The sequence below is a fragment of the Candidatus Nitrospira nitrosa genome, assembly GCF_001458735.1.
In the GTDB taxonomy this organism is placed as follows: Bacteria; Nitrospirota; Nitrospiria; order Nitrospirales; family Nitrospiraceae; genus Nitrospira_D; species Nitrospira_D nitrosa.
Map to the genome: position 1 here is coordinate 1 of NZ_CZQA01000015.1, position 18,269 is coordinate 18,269.

The 18,269-nt window shown below is 51.4% G+C and carries 13 protein-coding genes and 1 pseudogene; 11 read left to right on the top strand and 3 right to left on the bottom strand.

Annotated elements, in window-relative coordinates; all coding sequences use genetic code 11:
• Window positions 1-70: 70 nt before the first annotated feature.
• The 3 genes and pseudogenes from COMA1_RS20110 to COMA1_RS20120 all read left to right on the top strand — a co-directional run.
• Window positions 71-397: a helix-turn-helix domain-containing protein gene (locus COMA1_RS20110; protein WP_090747029.1), complete on the top strand. Its 327-nt coding sequence runs from the start codon at window positions 71-73 to the stop codon at window positions 395-397.
• Window positions 394-1,224: an IS3 family transposase gene (locus tag COMA1_RS20115; RefSeq protein ID WP_090751325.1), complete on the top strand. Its 831-nt coding sequence runs from the start codon at window positions 394-396 to the stop codon at window positions 1,222-1,224. Before COMA1_RS20110 ends, COMA1_RS20115 begins: the two co-directional genes overlap by 4 nt.
• A 64-nt stretch (window positions 1,225-1,288) precedes the next feature.
• Window positions 1,289-1,560 (top strand): annotated as a pseudogene (locus COMA1_RS20120) (IS3 family transposase); the annotation flags it as partial.
• Window positions 1,561-1,844: 284 nt separating this feature from the next.
• Here COMA1_RS20120 and COMA1_RS20125 read toward each other — a convergent pair.
• Window positions 1,845-3,071, bottom strand: coding sequence for a right-handed parallel beta-helix repeat-containing protein (locus COMA1_RS20125; protein ID WP_176698218.1), 1,227 nt, complete (start codon window positions 3,069-3,071; stop codon window positions 1,845-1,847).
• Window positions 3,072-3,515: 444 nt separating this feature from the next.
• On the opposite strand from COMA1_RS20125, the gene COMA1_RS20130 reads away from it, so the two are divergent.
• The 5 genes from COMA1_RS20130 (at window position 3,516) to COMA1_RS20150 (ending at window position 9,349) form a co-directional block, all read left to right on the top strand.
• Window positions 3,516-4,670 (top strand): glycosyltransferase family 4 protein, encoded by a 1,155-nt coding sequence (locus tag COMA1_RS20130; protein WP_090751328.1) that lies wholly within the window; start codon window positions 3,516-3,518, stop codon window positions 4,668-4,670.
• A 222-nt stretch (window positions 4,671-4,892) separates the two neighbouring features.
• Complete coding sequence (locus tag COMA1_RS20135; RefSeq protein ID WP_141654439.1) at window positions 4,893-5,246, top strand: hypothetical protein; 354 nt, start codon at window positions 4,893-4,895, stop codon at window positions 5,244-5,246.
• A 189-nt stretch (window positions 5,247-5,435) separates the two neighbouring features.
• Entirely contained in the window at window positions 5,436-6,371 is a 936-nt protein-coding gene (locus tag COMA1_RS20140; RefSeq protein WP_090751330.1) for a polysaccharide deacetylase family protein, read from the top strand.
• Window positions 6,372-6,717: 346 nt separating this feature from the next.
• On the top strand, window positions 6,718-7,767 hold the full coding sequence (locus tag COMA1_RS20145) for a glycosyltransferase family 2 protein (RefSeq protein ID WP_090751331.1): 1,050 nt from the start codon (window positions 6,718-6,720) through the stop codon (window positions 7,765-7,767).
• A gap of 445 nt (window positions 7,768-8,212) precedes the next feature.
• On the top strand, window positions 8,213-9,349 hold the full coding sequence (locus COMA1_RS20150) for a DegT/DnrJ/EryC1/StrS family aminotransferase (protein ID WP_090751332.1): 1,137 nt from the start codon (window positions 8,213-8,215) through the stop codon (window positions 9,347-9,349).
• Between the two features lie 228 nt (window positions 9,350-9,577).
• Here the strand turns inward: COMA1_RS20150 and COMA1_RS22260 are convergent, their stop codons facing one another.
• Window positions 9,578-10,204: a fibronectin type III domain-containing protein gene (locus COMA1_RS22260; RefSeq protein WP_090751333.1), complete on the bottom strand. Its 627-nt coding sequence runs from the start codon at window positions 10,202-10,204 to the stop codon at window positions 9,578-9,580.
• A 1,265-nt stretch (window positions 10,205-11,469) separates the two neighbouring features.
• On the opposite strand from COMA1_RS22260, the gene COMA1_RS20170 reads away from it, so the two are divergent.
• From COMA1_RS20170 to COMA1_RS20180, 3 genes are all read left to right on the top strand, one after another.
• Window positions 11,470-12,627, top strand: coding sequence for a DegT/DnrJ/EryC1/StrS family aminotransferase (locus tag COMA1_RS20170; RefSeq protein WP_090751336.1), 1,158 nt, complete (start codon window positions 11,470-11,472; stop codon window positions 12,625-12,627).
• Complete coding sequence (locus tag COMA1_RS20175) at window positions 12,627-15,173, top strand: SDR family NAD(P)-dependent oxidoreductase (protein WP_090751337.1); 2,547 nt, start codon at window positions 12,627-12,629, stop codon at window positions 15,171-15,173. Before COMA1_RS20170 ends, COMA1_RS20175 begins: the two co-directional genes overlap by 1 nt.
• 73 nt (window positions 15,174-15,246) lie before the next feature.
• Window positions 15,247-17,580: a polysaccharide biosynthesis tyrosine autokinase gene (locus COMA1_RS20180; protein ID WP_090751338.1), complete on the top strand. Its 2,334-nt coding sequence runs from the start codon at window positions 15,247-15,249 to the stop codon at window positions 17,578-17,580.
• Window positions 17,581-17,696: 116 nt separating this feature from the next.
• On the opposite strand, the gene COMA1_RS20185 is transcribed toward COMA1_RS20180, so the two are convergent.
• Complete coding sequence (locus tag COMA1_RS20185; RefSeq protein WP_218055441.1) at window positions 17,697-18,218, bottom strand: hypothetical protein; 522 nt, start codon at window positions 18,216-18,218, stop codon at window positions 17,697-17,699.
• Between the last annotated feature and the right edge of the window lie 51 nt (window positions 18,219-18,269).

Below are 18,269 nucleotides of genomic sequence, written 5' to 3' on the forward strand. Positions count from 1 at the left end.
GTATCCTGCACCCCTTGAAATTGAGACCACCTTCACGACATGGTCCTGAGCGGACCGAGGAGGTGGCGAGATGGCAACAGACACAACCGAACCGATTGAACGGTGGACGGCCAAACGGCGCGTGGCGCTGGTGGTCAGTCTCCTGAAGGGAGAGACGTCGGTGGCCGAAGCAGCCCGGCTGCATGGGCTGACGGTGGCCGAGATCGACGACTGGCGGGAGAAGTTTCTGGTGGGAGCGGAGAACGCGCTTCGGACTCGGCCACGGGACGAAGAGGCGCTTAAGGACGAGCAGATCAAGAAGTTGAAACAGAAGATCGGCGATCTGGTCCTGGACAACGACATCTTACGGGAGGCCTTGAAACCCTACCCTTTGGACCGGAAGACATCCGACGCGTGAGAGGCACGGTGTCGGGTGTCTCGGAGCGGCGGAGTTGCCAGGTACTCGGTGTCAGCCGCGCGGGCCTGCCTCGGACGGCAGGGAGCGACCGGCGACGCTCTGTGGCGGATCCGCCGTGGACGGAGCGATTGCGGCAGCTGATCCAACAGTATCCAACGTTCGGATATCGGCGGCTGTGGGTGCTCTTGCGATTCGGGGACGGACTCCGCATCAATCGGAAGGCCGTCTATCGTGTGCTGAAACAGAAACGGTGGTTGGTGCATCAACGCGTCTCCACCCCACGTCCTCGCGTGCAAGGCTGGACGAGTCGGGCGGATCGCAGCAACGAACGTTGGGCCATGGATGTGACGCATATTGATTGTGGACAAGATGGCTGGGCGCATCTGGCGGCGGTGATTGATTGTCATGATCGGGAAGTGATGGGCTACGAGTTTGCCTTGCGCAGTCGGGCGAAGGAGGCTGAACGGGCGGTCGAAGCGGCGTGCCTACAGCGATTTGGGACCTTGCGTCCGGTGGGCGCACCGGTCCTCCGCAGCGACAATGGCCTGATCTTTCAGAGCCGTCGGTTCCGGCAAGCCTGTCGAGACTATCGGCTGCAGCAGGAGTTCATCACGCCGTACACGCCGGAACAGAATGGGATCATCGAACGGTTCTTTCGGAGTCTCAAAGAGGAATGTGTCTGGCAGCACGCGTTCCAGACGTTTGAGGAGGCGCGGCGGGTCATTCGAGACTGGCTGCGGTGGTACAACGAAGAGCGCCCGCATCAAGCGCTGGGCTATCGAAGCCCCGTCCAATATCGGGCCCAACAATCAACTCAGGTGGCTTGATTTTAGGGGAGCACTACATGCCCACCAGGGATTAACCACAATCAGTTACACAGAAAACTTGACACGCCCGGTGCTGGCCACTTCTCCGTTTCTTGGGGAAGGACATCGCAAAGTCTGGGCGCGGCTGCGGGCGCAAGGGATTCGCACGTCCAAACCCCGCGTGCTCCGACTCATGCGGCAGGTCGACCTCTTGGCTCCCAGCCGGGTGCCGCGCGTCGTGGGACTGGGGTTCACGATGGCACGATTACCACCGAGCGCCCGAATCAGATGTGGGGCATCGATGCGACCAGTACGGTGGTGGACGGAGCCGTCACGGTCTTCATCGGCGTGGATCATTTCGACTGGTTACCGTTTTTATAATGAGCAGTGGTTGGTCGAGCGGCATCGGTTCGGCTCACCACGCCAGGTTCGTTGTGACCTGCTGGTCACCTCGGAGGGCGCGTGACCAGCAGGTCGATCAATGAGGGTTGGGGGTGGCTTGTGAAGTGGCCCCTCAAAAAACGACCCCCACAGTTGGCTCAGAAACAGCGATCGCCCAGCGGCGCGACCACAGGCCTGGTCCAATATGGCTATAACCGTGTCCAAGAAATCGTGAGCGGGTACTGTCCAACCCTAAATATTCAATAGTTTTCATACCCGCCGACATCGTAAGTTGCACCCTTGGGTCTTGGGAGGTTCCTATAGTCAGTTTTTACACTGCTCAACACAACTCCCTTATTGGCGGCGGGACTGCTCGGCTGAAGTTGGAAGTTGTTGACTGGGGCATTGACAAACTTCGGATCTGTGGTGACGTTGTTGGTAAAGACTGTGCTAGTGCCAGCGTTCAGATAGTTTGCCTGGCCATTGCCGTAGCTGATATTGTTTTGAGCCACTGTGGACTTAGTCGTGGCGAATAAAGAGTTAAACCCAATTTGCAGTCCATTCCCTTTATTTCCATATAAAGTGTTGTTCCAGACCTTTGTCCCGCTGGTATAAGGGCCGACGAGAATTCCACCTGTTGAGTTGGACACTGAAGGGATGTTTTTATACACGAGGTTATTATAAATTTGAGTGTTGCTAATGTTGGACGAGGAGCTTCCCCAGACGAGGATGCCCCCAACTGTCGTATCCGGTTTCGTACTGTTATTGTAAATGGTATTGCCCCGTATGATGAGATTCGAGATGGGGCCAGGATATGCGTGAACGCCACCACCCGGATTGTTGTAAATCCTGTTACCTTGGATTACTCCATTAGCACCATTGAAATAGATTCCGTAATGCCGGCTCGTCCCCACGGTACGCTGATCGTGGATGCTGCAATTGATGACTTGTATGTCGTTCGCTTGAACAAAGAGTCCTGATGCACGGAAGTTCTTGATTTCAATATTACGAAGAATGAAATGGTGGTTGCCATCACGAATTTGCCAGTTGGTCTTTTCCGTGGTGTTGCTGCCGTCGAGTATAAGATTCTCAAAAATCAAGTACCCTCGATTTCCTCGAGACTTTATCGGGCCATAAGAGGCGACGTAAGGGTCAGCGTACCGAATTGTGACCGTCTCCCCTGGGTATCCTGCTATCTTGATATAATTTCCTGACGTCCCACTCTTGTTGGGCGTTAGGAGATCAATCTGTTGAGTCCATACTCCCCCACGAATATAGAGTGTGTCACCAGGACGAAGTGGGCTGATGGCTCTCGCAAAGTTTCGGAATGGTTGAGCCTGTGTGCCCGGATATGAATCGTTGCCAGAAAGCGATACATAGTATGTCGCGGCTTGCGCCGTCACGGATCCTAGAAGAGCTAGTAGAAGCGGCGCTGCACAGATTGGGAACAGGAACCGGCGTTGGAAGTAATGCGGTTGTTTTCTCATCCTCATCTCCTTGACGGCAGTGTAAAATTGTGTCTTCCTATTATTTTTTTGGTAGGCGGTGAAGCCCCATGCAGAATTTCATAAGAGCATGTTTCGTGCCATTCTGGTTTAGTGTAAAATTCTAATAATGTTGAAATTGTGAGTCGTGGTGTTTTCTGATTATCTGCAGAAGTGTATGTAGATGTGAACGCTACTGTAATGTGCAGCTTCTTCGAGAACCCTATCTTGACGTTTGGGCATTAGAAGGTTGCATAGTGGATGAGGAATCGGGTGTTAGGAAGGTCTATCCTAAGGAAGGTCTGATTTATTCTGAATTTCGATCGCGGGCCAGTCAAATATCAGGTGTTTTGAAAGTTCATTGGCCGAAAAACTGAATTAATCAGACCTTCCCTAAGCTGTGCCTACTCGAAACAGAATTCTAATTTGGAGAAAGGGCGATTTTGCATGAAAACCCCGACCATCTGCCACATCTGTGACTATGGCTCACAATATGGTGGGACATTTATCGATTCGCTCTTGTTCCTGAGCCGATACTGTCGTGATAAATTGCAGGTCGCCACGTTCTGTATATTTCCGGACAGGGCCAAGAACCGGAGTTGGTTGTCGAATTTGGATGCGGAGGGGATAGGATATGGTTTTGTTCCACACAAAAGGAATGTTGCAGGACCGATCCGTAGCCTTCTAGTGGGCCGGGAACCGCTGGTCTTACACAGTCATTTTTTCACGTATGATCTGACTACAGTTCTGCTTAAGTATACAACGTTCAAAAATTCAGGGATTGTCTGGCACTACCATAACCCCTGCGGAGGCAGTGTTAAGCAAAGCATCAAAGATGTGCTGAAGATTAGATTACTTCTCAACCTCTTGGGGAATTACTGTATTGCCGTTGGAGATGGAGTGTACAAGAGCGTCAGAGATGCGGGCCTGGCTCCTGACAAAGCCATATTGCTCCACAATGGTGTCAATATAGGACGTTTTTTTAATAAATGCGAAGTTGTACCTGAAGCGCGAAAGACCCTGGGCCTCTCGAGTGAGGACATGGTTTTTTTGCTTCTGGGCTGGAGTCCGCGGAGAAAGGGTGTCGATATTTTCTTCAAGGCTGCAGAAGAGTTGGGCAGAAAGTTTACGAATTGCAAATTTCTTGTCGTGGGAAAAGAAGAAACCCGTGAGTTTGTTTCGCAATTAAGGTACAAATCCCCCCTCAGTCCTGATGCCTTTCGAGTTGTTGATCCAGTTGAAGATTTTAGCGTTATATTGAAGGTGACCGATGTACTGGTTTTGGCTAGTCGTAGCGAAGGTTTGCCCTACGCCGTTCTGGAGGCAATGACGGCAGGGAAGCTTGTTATATCTTCTGCTCTTCCCGCAGCTCGGGAGACCTATGGGCGCTCCAATGGGGCCTGGTTGTTTCCAACGGAAGATTGGAAGATGCTGGCCGAGCTTATGGAGAAAGGCGTATTGTTGCAAGCAGATGAGCGACGCTCCCTCGGCCAGGCGAACAGTCAGTATGTTATCGAGAACCATTCGCTGGGTCAGTGGAGCAAAAGAATCGGTGAGTTGTACGAGGGGGTCACATCAAGATACCAACGAACGCTTTCTTGAAAACTTTAATATTTTGGGCAAGAGTAGCGATCCGAGGGGTTCTGGAAATTCGGGCAGAGCGTTAAGTTGGGTCCTAATTCATTTTGTGATCCTAAAATTTCCCCCTACGTCTCCGGTTAAGCATGAGCCCGAAAGATCCCACTGTGGCGTCCGACCGTCTGAGGTTCGGCGTTCCACAGAGTGCCTATATTGCGTGTGAAATCATCGAGTGGGTGAGGTAACGTGCGAATTCTAGAGCGGGCCGTTGCGAGCCTGTTACCGGGAAGCATGCAGCGCTTCGTCCGAGGCGACGGCGCCTTATATGAGCAGACGGTGCTGGCGTGGTGCGAGGCCCCAGCGCGTGGGATCGGCTCTACGATCAGTGCCGATTTGGGTTCGCAGTTGTACGCCGCCATCACGCGGCTGCCGGAGTACGCCTGGCAGCGTGAGTGCGAGGCCCCAGCGCAATCTGCGAAATGTGCTGACCGACACCCTGTGACGTGCACTGAGCAGCTGGCCTTACCCGGAGATTTGTCGGAGGCACGACCAAAGCGAATGCGGTTTCTGGTTCTCAATACGGTCGGAAAGGTCATTTAGCATGCGCGCCGTACGCTGTCACGCCTCGCCACTGCAGCGCAGCTGGCCATCGTGGCGCTAGCACGAGTCCACATCCTGGCACTCAGCCCGACTTAGCTGGAGATTAGGGTTCTTGCCCTTTAGTCAAAAGCCGAAATTTGCAGGCGTCCGAATTCAGTAAATTGCGAGTGCGGGAACGGAATTTTATGTATGTTTGAAGGGATGAAGTACAATACACCGGTCATCTCTATTGATGTGGAAGATTGGCCGCAGTCAACCTGGGACCGGAGTCTTCCAATTACTGAACGGGCGGCTCAGAACACCAGACGCCTTCTCCGAATTCTAGGTGAGGCGGACGTGAGAACCACGATGTTCGTCCTCGGTAAGTTTGCCGATCGCTTTCCTGAAGTCGTGAAAGACATACAGGCTGATGGTCATGAGGTAGCGTGTCATGGCCATGGACACCTGGAAGTTTTCCGGCAGTCTCCCGATGAGTTTTTTGATGATATTCGTCATTCCAAGGACGTTCTTGAGCAGATCACGGGGAAGCCAATCAAAGGGTATCGTGCCCCAGATTTTTCCATTGTCCGAGAGACCCTGTGGGCTCTCGACGTACTTGCAGCGGCAGGATTCGAGTATGACTCGAGCATCGTCCCGGCACGACTTCCTCGCTATGGGATCGCCGGTTGGCCGGTCCTCCCCGTCCGGGTGCAACTCAGTTCCGGTAGCAGTATTTTAGAGGCTCCACTGCCGACATTTCGTGTGCTCGGACGAAATTGGCCGGTAGGTGGAGGTGGGTACCATCGTTTGTTGCCGGGTTTTGCAAGTCGATACTGTGCGAGAAAGGTCATGATGGAAGTTCCGTTCATATTTTACTGCCATCCGTATGAGTTCGATATCCGAGAGCTCAGCGAGATTACTATTCCTGTTCCTCCTACGACTCGATTTTATCAAGGAGCCGGGCGGAGATGGTTTGAACAACGATTTCGGGACTTCCTGAGATGTTTTGGTGGATACTCCATGCAGGAGATGCTTTCTTCGCAGCTGTGGCAGGAATTTCGCCTGAGCAGCTTGGATCCCGTGCTCGACCAAAGCTGGCTTCACAGTGAGAGATCAAGACCGGGTGGAGTCACTGATCGCAACTAGCCACCTGGGATCTTGTAAGGTGAAAACGTAACGGGGAATATCAGCCGATGGGCACTACAATAATGAATATTCCTGATCCTACCTGTGAAGAAGGACAGGGCAAGCTGGCGTGCCAGAGGACGGGTAAACCAGCCAGCGAAGCCTTTGCCAGAAAAATAGCGCACATTAAGAAATATTATGATGCGAACTATGGAGGGATGCCACGAGTTCAAGGTTGGACATTCATGCGGTGCCGTTAATCTGTCGCCTGTGCGACTGGTCTTTATCCACAGATGAGTTTAGATATATTTCAGTGAGCTAGGTCTTTGCCGTTTGATGTTTGGCCATAGGCGGATCGTGAGGGGAAATGACAAACGTTCAATCACCACACGTGTCAATTATTATCCCGTGCAGGAATGAGGCAAAGGGGATCCGCTCTTGCTTAGAATCAGTTGCTAGGAGCGACTATCCGAAGGGTCAGCTCGAATTGTTGGTTGTCGATGGTCAGAGTGATGATAGAACAAGAGACATTGTTGATGAGTTCAGTCAGCAATACCCCTGGATTAGACTCCTCGAGAATGCGCGAAGAATTACTCCAGCCGCTCTCAATATCGGTATTCAATCTGCAAAAGGGAACATCGTGATCCGGATGGATGCCCATACTGTCTATCCATCTGATTATGTGTCGAAGTTGATCGAGTGGCTAGAACGAAGTGGTGCCGACAATGTCGGTGGGGTCTGCATCACGCAACCTGCCAACGAAAGTCCGAAGGCGCACGCGATTGCTGTTGGGCTTTCCCATCCTTGGGGAGTCGGCAATTCGCATTTTAGGATAGGAGTCACCGAGCCAAAGTGGGTTGATCATGTTCCGTTTGGATGCTATCGAAGAGAAGTGTTTGACCGGATCGGGTTGTTCGACGAGCGGCTTGTACGTAATCAAGATGACGAGCTGAATCATCGATTGATCACGAAGGGAGGGGGGCGGATTCTGCTTGTCCCAGAGATCGTCTCTTACTATACCGCCAGAGATTCCCTCAAGAAGCTTTGGGTTATGTACTACCAATATGGCTACTATAAGCCGCTCGCTGTACGTATGCTTGGGACAGTGGTCACGATGCGACAACTGGTGCCATCAGCTTTTGTGATGTGGTTGCTCGTCACGGCCCTATTAGCGCCCTGGTCGTCTCTCATGGCTTTCTTCTGTGGAATTGGTGGGACTGCGTATATCCTGGTTGATCTCGGTATTGGGAGTAGTGTGGCCATTAAAAAAGGTGTCCGTTGTGGCCTGTGGTCGACAATCGTTTTCCCAATTCTGCACATCAGTTACGGGATCGGGTATTTGAAAGGGGTCCTGGACTTTCTTATTCTAAGGAAGCAAGAAGCATCTGATCCATTCGCACTTCAACTGTCACGATAGGTATTAGCGCTAGATGCATTCATCACATGATGAGGGATGTTGTATTCCATCCGGGTAACCGGAGAGAGCTCCGAGAACATGGAGCTAGGTTCGGAACGATGTTATTAGGCATATTGAAGCATAAGTAGTCGAGAGATAGATACTCACGATGTCAGGGGCCTCCACCACTGGGGCAAGGCCGGAGTTCGGAGGTCACTCGCTTTTCAAGACATAAATGCCTATAGCAGGTTGTGTTTATGGCAACACCTTTAGCCCATTCGGGCGTGTAGCGTTGCGCTTGGACCTAGAAATCAAGATATGAAGACTCAAAATTCCTCAATTGTTCACAGCCAACTGATCTCAGAGTTGACGCGATGTGGAAGATTCTCAGCCTTCAGCCTGCGGTTGTCCCTGGGAAATCTCGCGCATAAGATTCCTTGGTGTTCCACAAAGGAGGGGGAGTTGCATGGGGGTTCCTTTACTTGATCTCAAAGTACATCATGAGCCGCTTCACCAGGAAATCATGATGGCGTTGGAACAAATCTTTAAGAGCCAGGCGTTTATCTTGGGTCCCGATGTGGGCAGGTTGGAAGAGCGGATAGCCGCCTACTGCCAATCTCAATATGGAGTCGGAGTCACGTCTGGGACGGATGCACTTTTGATTGCACTCATGGCTCTCGGGATTGCTCCAGGGGATGAGGTGATCACGACGCCCTATTCATTTTTTGCGACGGCTGGAGTTGTTGTTCGTCTTGGTGCGAAGCCGGTTCTTGTCGACATCGATCCTATAACCTATAATATTGATCCTGCCAAGATCAGCCAGGTTGTGACGACCAAAACCAAAGCCATCATCCCAGTCCATCTTTATGGTCAATGTGCTGATATGGAGCCGATCATGGAGGTAGCCAAACAGCACAAACTGAGCATTATTGAAGATGCAGCGCAAGCGATTGGCTCAGAATACCGCGATGGTCGTCGGGCCTGCAGCATAGGGACTATCGGCTGTTTGTCGTTTTTCCCGAGTAAGAACTTGGGTTGCTTAGGTGATGGGGGGATGGCTGTGACCAGTGATCCTGAGCTTGCGGAGCGGATGAAGATTTTGCGAGTTCATGGGAGCAAACCGAAATACTACCATAAGCTGATCGGTGGAAACTTTCGGTTGGATACGATTCAGGCTGCGGTTCTCAACATCAAACTGAACTATTTGGATGAATGGACGAGAAAGCGGCAGAAAAACGCGATCCGGTACGGAGAGCTCTTTAAGCTGAGCGGGCTCCTGGATAAGGCAAAGGTACGGTTGCCAGCACCGGTTTATCGAGAATCAGGTGTTCATCATTACCACATCTACAACCAATTTATTCTTCGAGTAGATCGACGAGATGCGCTGGTGGCATACCTCAAGCAGAAGGAGATCGGGGTGGAAATCTACTATCCGGTTCCCTTCCATCTCCAGGAATGTTTTGGGTATTTGGGATATAAGGAAGGGGATTTCCCTGAGTCCGAGCGCGCGGCCAAAGAAACGATCGCTCTTCCGATCTATCCGGAGTTGACGATGGAACAGCAAGTTGAGGTGGTTGAGACGGTGACGGCCTTCTACGGGTAGCTACGAAGGGCGGTACTCGTAATAGGAGCACTATTCTCAACAATGTTGCAGGGCTTAGCGCGCAACAGTGAGGTTGTGCGCTAGTGAGCGCCTGGTATGGTATGTTTTGTGAGTTTTGAGGCTGCAAGAGCACGATATAGGCCACTGCAATTAGAGATTCCGTGGTTCATGTGTCTTCATGTTGCGTTACCCTGAATAATGGTTGGTGGTTTCAACTGGGTATGTATACTAAGCTCTAGCAGGTGGTGTTATTATAGCTGTTTCGTTCGAGCATGGACTTTCATGACTGGAGTATGAACTCACAGCAAAGAAATAGGGTGTGTTAGGTTCAAGCTCCGTAATCGTAACAGAGGGCGATTCAACCGAATATCTCTCCTCATAGGAGCATACTCCTGGTTCTCCAGAAGATTGTTTCCCGTAGTATATGTAGTAGCCATTCACGTTTGAATCTGTACTTGGTTGCCACGTCACTTCCGCCGTGGCTCCCGACGGCGTTGAATTTAAAGCTACCAGAGGGGTTCCTGTAGGGGCTTGTGGCGGAGGACTATCTGCTGCTGGTTCCTCAGCAGAGCCAGCAGTCAAACTTGCATCAGGGGTGAGAGCGAGTGCATCTTCTGGGGCCTCTGCATCACCGGCGTGTAACTCATCAGGGAGGGACGCTACATCTGATGATGGTGAGTCCGCTTCTCTGGAGGCGGAGCCTGCTTCAGCAGACGGTGTTGTGGAGAGACTAGATGGTAAGGGACTGTTTTCTCCACCCCCTCCGCATCCCAAGATAGTCGACAACGCGAAAGGAACCGTGATTGCTATTAGTATACGATAGCCTAAAATTAACCACGTTTTATTCTTTAACATTAGAGAGGTCTTCCTATATCACCTGGTTACTCGAAAAGTGGTAGGTGCACTAGCCCATTGTGGTATGCCAAACCAGACCCCAACATCATCATTCATCGTCCAATTTTTGCTGGCAAGCCAGGAAAAAGCAAAACATATGCCAGTAAGAATTGTTATCAAACTCCTTAAAATTATGAGGATAGTTTTTGATACTAAACTTTGGCAGTGTAGTGAGCTGAAGGGGGCACCCTTCACAATCGTCCAGGTGAATGCCGTGGATGAAGGTACCGATCCCGATTGGTGGAGCATCACAGCTCATTGCCGTGTTCTGCTATGGTTACCGACAGACATGGGAGGCAGGTCTAGGCGATTCTTGTGCGTGTGAGGTGCCAATTTAGCCAAGATCCTGTTGTGTAGGACACTTTTGGTGTCCCCAAGCGGCTACCCTGCCTGGTCAAAACCCCAATTCTCCGAAACGCGCTCAGAAGGCCGTGCGTTTAGAAGTGGCGATTCAGGCCGCACATGTGCGCGCCGGGCAGATTTATGGGCCGGAGCGCCTCCAGGCAGAATTCCGTTACGGCGGGTTCCTTGTTGGGGTCCGGAGCATTAGGCAGCTGTGGAAGAAGCTGGACCTAGGCTGCACGCAGGTGTGCCGGGTTCATGACCACAACGGGGCAAAGCACTTACTGCTGGTGGGGAGGGCCTAATTAGCTAAAATGGTTGTCACCGGGTGACCGGATAAGGTCTGGGGCATCGATATTGTACATGTGTGCTGACTGTGGAAGGGTGGCCATATCTGGCTGTGCCCATCTGATTGCACGGGCCCGACGACTTCGATTCCGGTTTGCTGTGCGCCTGTAGGGGTGGGCAGTGTTGTTCCACTACCTGCATCGCCCTCCGCGGGGCTGCCCATTACGGTGTAGGTGGACTGAGAGTTGACTGAAGGCGGATGATGCTCGGTAGCTCCAGCATGGGCTAGCTGTCCATACCGTGCTGGTCATCCAAATGTACGCCGTACGCCCACGGCATCTCTTCCTGATTGTCTATTTTACCCCCTATTCGTGGAATTGTTGATTATAACGCTTTAATCTCGATATTCTCTAATAGCCTTAAGTTTCCTAGTGTTGTATTATGACGAGGGTAGACTGTGTTCCACTCAAGAAAGCCTCCCTTCAGGGTAGCCGTGTTTCTTCTGCCCCCCCCAAAGAAGGATTGTGAATTTTTGAAGTTATGGGAAAGTGTGTCTTGTTTGGTGAGCGGCCTTTAGCCAGAGAGGAGTTCAGTGAATGAAAGACTTTCTGCCGTTTCATAGGTCTGATGTGGGTGAAGAGGAAGTCGCTGAAGTCGTTGAAGTTCTTCGATCCGGCTGGCTGACAACGGGTCCTAAGGTGCGAGAATTCGAGAGAGAATTTGCTGCGATGGTTGGGGCCCAGCATGCCATTGCTGTTAATTCTTGCACGGCTGCTCTCCATCTTGCCCTTGAGGCCATTGGCATAGGTGAAGGTGATGAGGTCCTGGTTCCAACCATGACGTTTGCGGCGACAGCCGAGGTAGTGACGTACTTTAGGGCCAAGCCTGTGTTACTGGACTGTACTGAAGGTACCTTGAACCTGAACACGGATTTGATTGAGAAAGCCATCTCGAAGAAGACAAAGGCGATCATTCCTGTCCATTTTGCAGGACATCCGTGCGATCTCAAGCCGATTCATACGATTGCGAAAACGAATAACTTGCATGTGATCGAAGATGCGGCACACGCGCTACCGGCACGATATCACGGGAAAATGATTGGGAGTATTTCTGATATCACATGCTTTTCCTTCTACGCGACAAAGAATATTACTACCGGCGAAGGCGGAATGATTACTACGGATAACGCTGAGTGGGCTGCCCGTATGCGGATGATGAGTTTACACGGACTCAGTCGTGATGCGTGGAATCGCTATTCCTCGAAGGGGTCATGGTATTACGAAATTTTGTCACCCGGTTTTAAGTATAACTTGACGGATATTGCTGCTGCCCTCGGGTTGGCTCAGCTGAAGAAGTGCGATCGGTTTTGGAAGGGGCGCGAGCAATATGCGGCTAGGTATCGGGAAGGGTTTAAAGATCTGCCTGAGATTGTCTGCCCTGAAGCTGCAGCACACGTGCAACATGCGTGGCATTTGTACGTGATCCAGTTGGAGTTGGACCGCCTGCGGATTAGCCGTGATGAGTTCATTCGTCAACTTCAGGAAGCTGGTGTTGGGTGTAGTGTGCATTTCATCCCCCTTCATTTGCATCCCTATCACCGAGATAAGGGAAGCTATCGACCTGAAGATTTCCCAGTCTCGAGCAAGATGTTCCAGCGGATCGTTTCGTTGCCGTTGTATTCAAAGATGACGGAAGATGAGATTGATCGAGTCATCGGGATCGTTCGTGATCTTGTGACGAGGAGCCGACGCTAATGAAACGTACGTGTGATATTTGTTTGGCAACTCTTGGATTGCTCATCACCTCGCCGCTCCTGGCTCTGATTGCTCTGTTGATCAAGCTTGACTCGTCAGGGCCTGTGATCTTCCGGCAGATTCGTGTCGGGCAAGGATTCCGCCCATTCGCGATTCGAAAGTTTCGCACAATGGTCGCGACTGATTCAGTGGGCGGCCCACTTGTCACTGTTGGTCGAGATCGTCGTATCACGAGGGTTGGGCATATTTTGCGGGGGCTTAAGCTTGATGAATTGCCACAGTTATGGAATGTCCTTCTAGGGGATATGAGCCTTGTGGGGCCAAGACCGGAAGTTCCTCGTTATGTGGAGTGTGCACGTGCGGAATTTGCCGAAGTGCTTACGGTGCGACCTGGTATCACGGACTTGGCGTCGTTGAAGTACATTAATGAAGCCGCAATTCTCGACGCTTCGGCGAACCCTGAGGAAGAGTATCAGCATAAAGTTCTTCCGGAAAAGCTACGGCTGGCAAAGCTCTATATCCGCCATATGTCTTTGCGGCTTGATTTCGCCATTATCTTGCAGACCGTGCTTCGTATTGCCAAATTGCCCCTTGTGGTTCTTACGCTTCCGGAGCTCAAGGCTGCAGTTGAGGTTTCGACCGATTCTCCATGGTCAGGCTTGTCTGCTTTCATTATCAGATGGAGGCGGCCCATTATTGTTGTAATCGACGTAGGGCTTATCATTCTGGCTAACTACCTAGCATTTTTCCTGCGATACGATGGGAATATTCCCCAGGGCGAGCGCTACGTCTTTGAGCAGACTGTACTGGGGTTGGTTGCCGTCAGGGGAGTTGCATTTGCTTTGTATGGCCTGAACGAAGGTTTGTGGCGATACACCAGCTTGTGGGATCTTCAGAATATTCTGAAGGGTGTCCTGGCGAGCACAGTCGCGTTTGTCGGCTGGGTTTATTGGGTGATGGGGATTTACAGCTACCCTCGTTCCATATTTGCTATCGATGCCATACTCGTAGTGGGGTTCCTTGCAGGCGTGAGATTATCCTCGAGAGTTTTGCGCGATAAAGTCGTATTTCAGAAACGGCGAAGGGTATTGGTGATTGGTGCTGGAGATTCGGGCGAGCGGGTTGTGCGAGAGATGAAGACGCGCAGCGTATTTAATTGCCAACCTGTTGGGCTTGTTGACGACAATGGTCTACTCCTCAATCAGCGTATTCACGGAGTTCGCGTGCTGGGGGCCATGCAAGATATCCCTAAGCTGATGGAAACGCTCAAGCCAGAGGTTGTTGTGGTTGCGGTGCCCAATCCGACACCGGAGTTCCTTCGTGACCTGGTCATCAAGCTAGAGCCATATGATGTGTCAATTAAGACCTTGCCTGGCAAGGAAGAGCTTCTCACGGATCAAAGCGCTGTTAGTCAGATTCGAAATGTGTCCATCCCCGATCTTTTGTCTCGTGCCCCTGTGAATCTCGACAGTCGTGCCACGAGACAGCTAGTGCGAGATAAAACGGTCATGATTACTGGTGCAGGTGGATCGATTGGGTCAGAATTGGCTCGCCAAATTGCGTCGTTCGAGCCCAAGGTGCTGTTGTTGTATGAGCGTCACGAGAACAGTCTCTATAACATCCATAAGGAGCTTGATGATAAGAAGTATCCCTTCTCAATTATTCCATTGATTGGGGATATTACAGATGCACAAAGACTTTCGGCCGTACTTGAGCGATACCGTCCGCAGATTTTGTTTCATGCAGCGGCGCACAAGCATGTCCCTCTTGTTGAGGCGAATCCTGTTGAGGCCGTGAAGAATAATTGCATTGGCACGCGTATCGTGGCTGAAGCGGCCAGTCTTTATGGAGTAGAGCAATTCGTCCATATTTCGACTGACAAAGCAGTCAACCCATCGAGTGTGATGGGTGCGACCAAACGAGTGGCTGAGCTCGTTATTCAGGACATTGCCAGAACCAGCCGGACGAGATTTCTTCTCGTTCGGTTTGGAAATGTTCTCGGCAGTAGTGGGAGCGTCTTGCTTCGTTTCCAGGAACAGATCAGATCTGGTGGTCCGGTGACGGTGACGCACCCGGAGATCCGACGCTACTTCATGCTGATTCCGGAGGCGGTGCAGCTGGTTCTCCAGGCGGCCACTATTGGGGAGCAAGGTCATACCTACATTCTCGATATGGGGGAGCAAATCAAAGTGCTGGATATTGCTCGAAGTCTTATTCGTTTGTCCGGACTTGTCCCCGGTAGAGATGTTCCTATTCGATTTGTAGGGCTTCGTCCGGGAGAGAAGCTGTATGAGGAGTTAGTCGGTGAGGGAGAGATCGCGGTGAACTCCCCGCTGGACAAGATTTTGCAAATCCGGACGGTCAATCCTCTCGACTTCGACATATTTCGAGAGAAACTATCGGCGCTGGAAGTTGCCAGCTCTCATGATGAGCCCATTGTCGTGCTTGAACACCTGAAGGAAATTGTTCCGATGTTTGCGACAGCGGGTACGGAGTCTGAACTGGAAGCCATTCCAAGCGGAGTCGATTCTTTCGTGAAACAGTGATGGCGACAGGGAGAAGCATTACAGGTCCACATCGTGGTCGTGTCTTCCCACAAAACTTGGAGCATAGGTAACCATGCAACATTTTGAGGCCCCTGTACACGTAGAGCAAGATGGCTTTCGTGCCGCTCGTGAGTATCTGGTCATCGCTTCACGTAATAAATGGGTCATTCTCGGATCACTTGCACTTTCTCTGGTCTTGGCGTTGGCGTATTACCTCATTGCCACCAAGTATTATCAATCGAACACGTTAATCGTTGCCGAAGGCCCAAAGGGCATCAATAGTGTCATCGATAGGTTCGATAGTGGAGGGAGAAAGGGCGACCTCGAAGATAAATTTGATCAAATCCTGTTTCTTATTCAGCGACAAATCATCAGCCCTGATTTTTTGGGGGAAGTTGCCAAGGAAACGGGTTTATATGCCGATGGGCTGGATGAAGAAGGGCAGGCAGATATTCTCTATCAGGTAGCCCGCAGGACACGAGTTGAACGTGTCAAAATGGATGCATCGGCTGGCTTTAGTAGCTCGACTTTTTTGGAAGGATTTGTGATCGCTTATATGGATCAGGATCCGAAAACTGCCATGCGGGTGACGACGCGCATGGCCGACAAATTCATTGAAGATACGAACAAGGAACGTGAAAAGGAAGTCGAGGGTGCCGGAGAGTTTTTGGATCAAGAGTTGCAGCAGATGAAGCGTGAATTGGAGAAAAAAGAAGAGCGCATCAGTCAGTTTAAGAAGACACACGTAGGAGGGCTTCCCAGCCAGGGAGAAGCCAATATGCGTTCACTGGATCGTGTGGAAGTGGATCTCGTGAAGACGAACGAGGATCTACAGCGCCATTCTGAGAAGCTTACCATGCTGAATCAAGCGGTGCAGCAGTACCGAGCGTCTGGGCAGCAAAGTCCTAGTCTTGTAACCTCACGATCCATGGAACCAGATCCGTTGTTTAAGAGGCTTCGAGAACTGCGAGAACAACTTGTGAAATTGAGGGCTGAGTTCTGGGATGGGTATCCCGAGGTGGTTTTAGTAAAGGAAGAAATTCGACAAGTCGAGGATGAGTTAGTAAATGTGTATGGCCGAGACGCAATCCGGTCGGATAAGGCACCGCTCGATCCGTATCTTCAGGACCTTGCGAAGTTGCAGAGTGAAGAGAGGGCAGAGATTTCGCTGCTCCAGCGGCGCCTCGGGCAATTACAAGTTTCCAGGCAAGATCTTGAAAAACGACTGGAGCGGTCGCCCATCGTTGAACAAGAACTCCTGGTTCTTGAACGCGACTACAGTAATCTGAAGGACAATTATGCAAAAATTCTCGATAAACGCTTGCACACACGCGTCCAGGAGAACATCGAGAAACGACAGCAAGGCGGGAAGTTCCGCATCATCGAGCATGCTATGCTCCCGCTGGCACCAGTTGCCCCAAACAAAGTGAAAGTGTTGGCGCTAGGACTTTTGTTCGGCTGTGTGTTAGGAGGAGGGCTGGCGATCCTACGCGAACGACTGACGGAACAATTCCGAAGTCCAGAGGATGTGGAATTTCTACTTGCGGGGCCTCGATTGTTGGCTGCTATTCCTGATTTTTCATCCTTGTGGCAGACAGGTAATGGTTCAGATTCACCGCAGCGATCCGCATTGCCAAGGCTTTCCCTCGGCATGACCATGAACTCCCGATCTGAGGTTGCACTCAACAATCGATCTGCCGTAGCGCAATCGAGCTTCCAGGAGCTTGATCGAAGATTTGTTACGAAACTCTTCCCGCGTTCCATGGCAGCCGAGCAATATCGAGTGGCCGCAGCGCGGTTACAGCTCGCCAATGGAGCGGGTGGGCCAATCGTTGTATCTGTGACAAGTGCAATTAAGGGTGAGGGCAAAACCACGACCGTGATCAATCTTGGGTATACACTGGCCCGAGATTTTGGAAGACGAGTACTCCTCGTGGATTGTGATTTTGTATTTCCTGAAATGGCGGCGTTTCTTGAAGCACCCGTCGAGTATGGACTTGTTGATTGCTTACGAACCAATATTCCCCCACAGCAAGCGATGGGCGCCTTTTCCGATGTGTCCTGTTGGATTATGCCTGCAGGCCAATCGGTTGCTGGTTCTAATGAATTGTTACGAGCTGGGCAACTAAGCCGAGTGCTGTCACAGTTGCGAGAGGAGTTTGATTACATCCTTCTGAATGCGCCTCCCATTCTCCCCGTGGCAACCATGAATGTGCTGGAAAGCCATTGCGACCTCCATGTGCTTGTCGTGCGGGCAAATGTGACGTCAAAGCAGGCGGTCAAGCAGGCACTTGGTTCGCTACGGGCGCAAAAGCCCATCCATGTGATCCTAAATGGCGTGGCGTCCAACTCACTTCCAAGCTACATGCTGGATTATTCGCCAAAGGAACGGTCCGTGGCGGTATAGGCATTGGGCCCCTGGATAAGTGTGAAATGGATAGAAATCTCCCGTCGTTCTTGAAACCAGCGGCTCCCTCCCCTCAGGCCAAAGCGGTCTGGCAGGAGGGGGGGGACGCAGCCTCTCTATTGGGAGGCTGCAGGAAACAGAATGAACGGTTGCCTAGGTTCCTGATCTGGTGGGACGTAGGCAGGCGCTTGGTCACCAGCTGGTCCTAGATATCTGATAAACCGGTAAATAACACGCAAGTCCTGCTCCTTCATTTCGCGCAGGACAAACCAGGGCATAGGGGGGCGAAACTCGACCGAGCGAGCAATCCGAACCCACTGCTCCTCTGAAAGCTTGTACATGTATAGCCGTAAGTTGCTTGCATAGGTGGTACCCCAGGGGCCCCGCCATCCCATCGCATCTCCTTTGAGCCAGTCTTTCTCTGGGATTTTCCCTGCAGCCTCCGCGTAGCCGGTCGTATGACAATCGTTACAACCAGCGATTTTGATGATATACCGTGCATGATCGGCAGTCTTCCTATCCAAAGCCTGCGGCTGACCACTTGCCCTGGTCTGTTCACCAGCTATCGCTCCTGTGACGAGCGTGATAACAAGCCCGAGACATAACGGTATTGCATGGATGACTCGTGTCATGTGCATGGTGTCGTCCCCTCCTATGCGCTTCTTTATGGATCGTGTACGGCTGAGTAC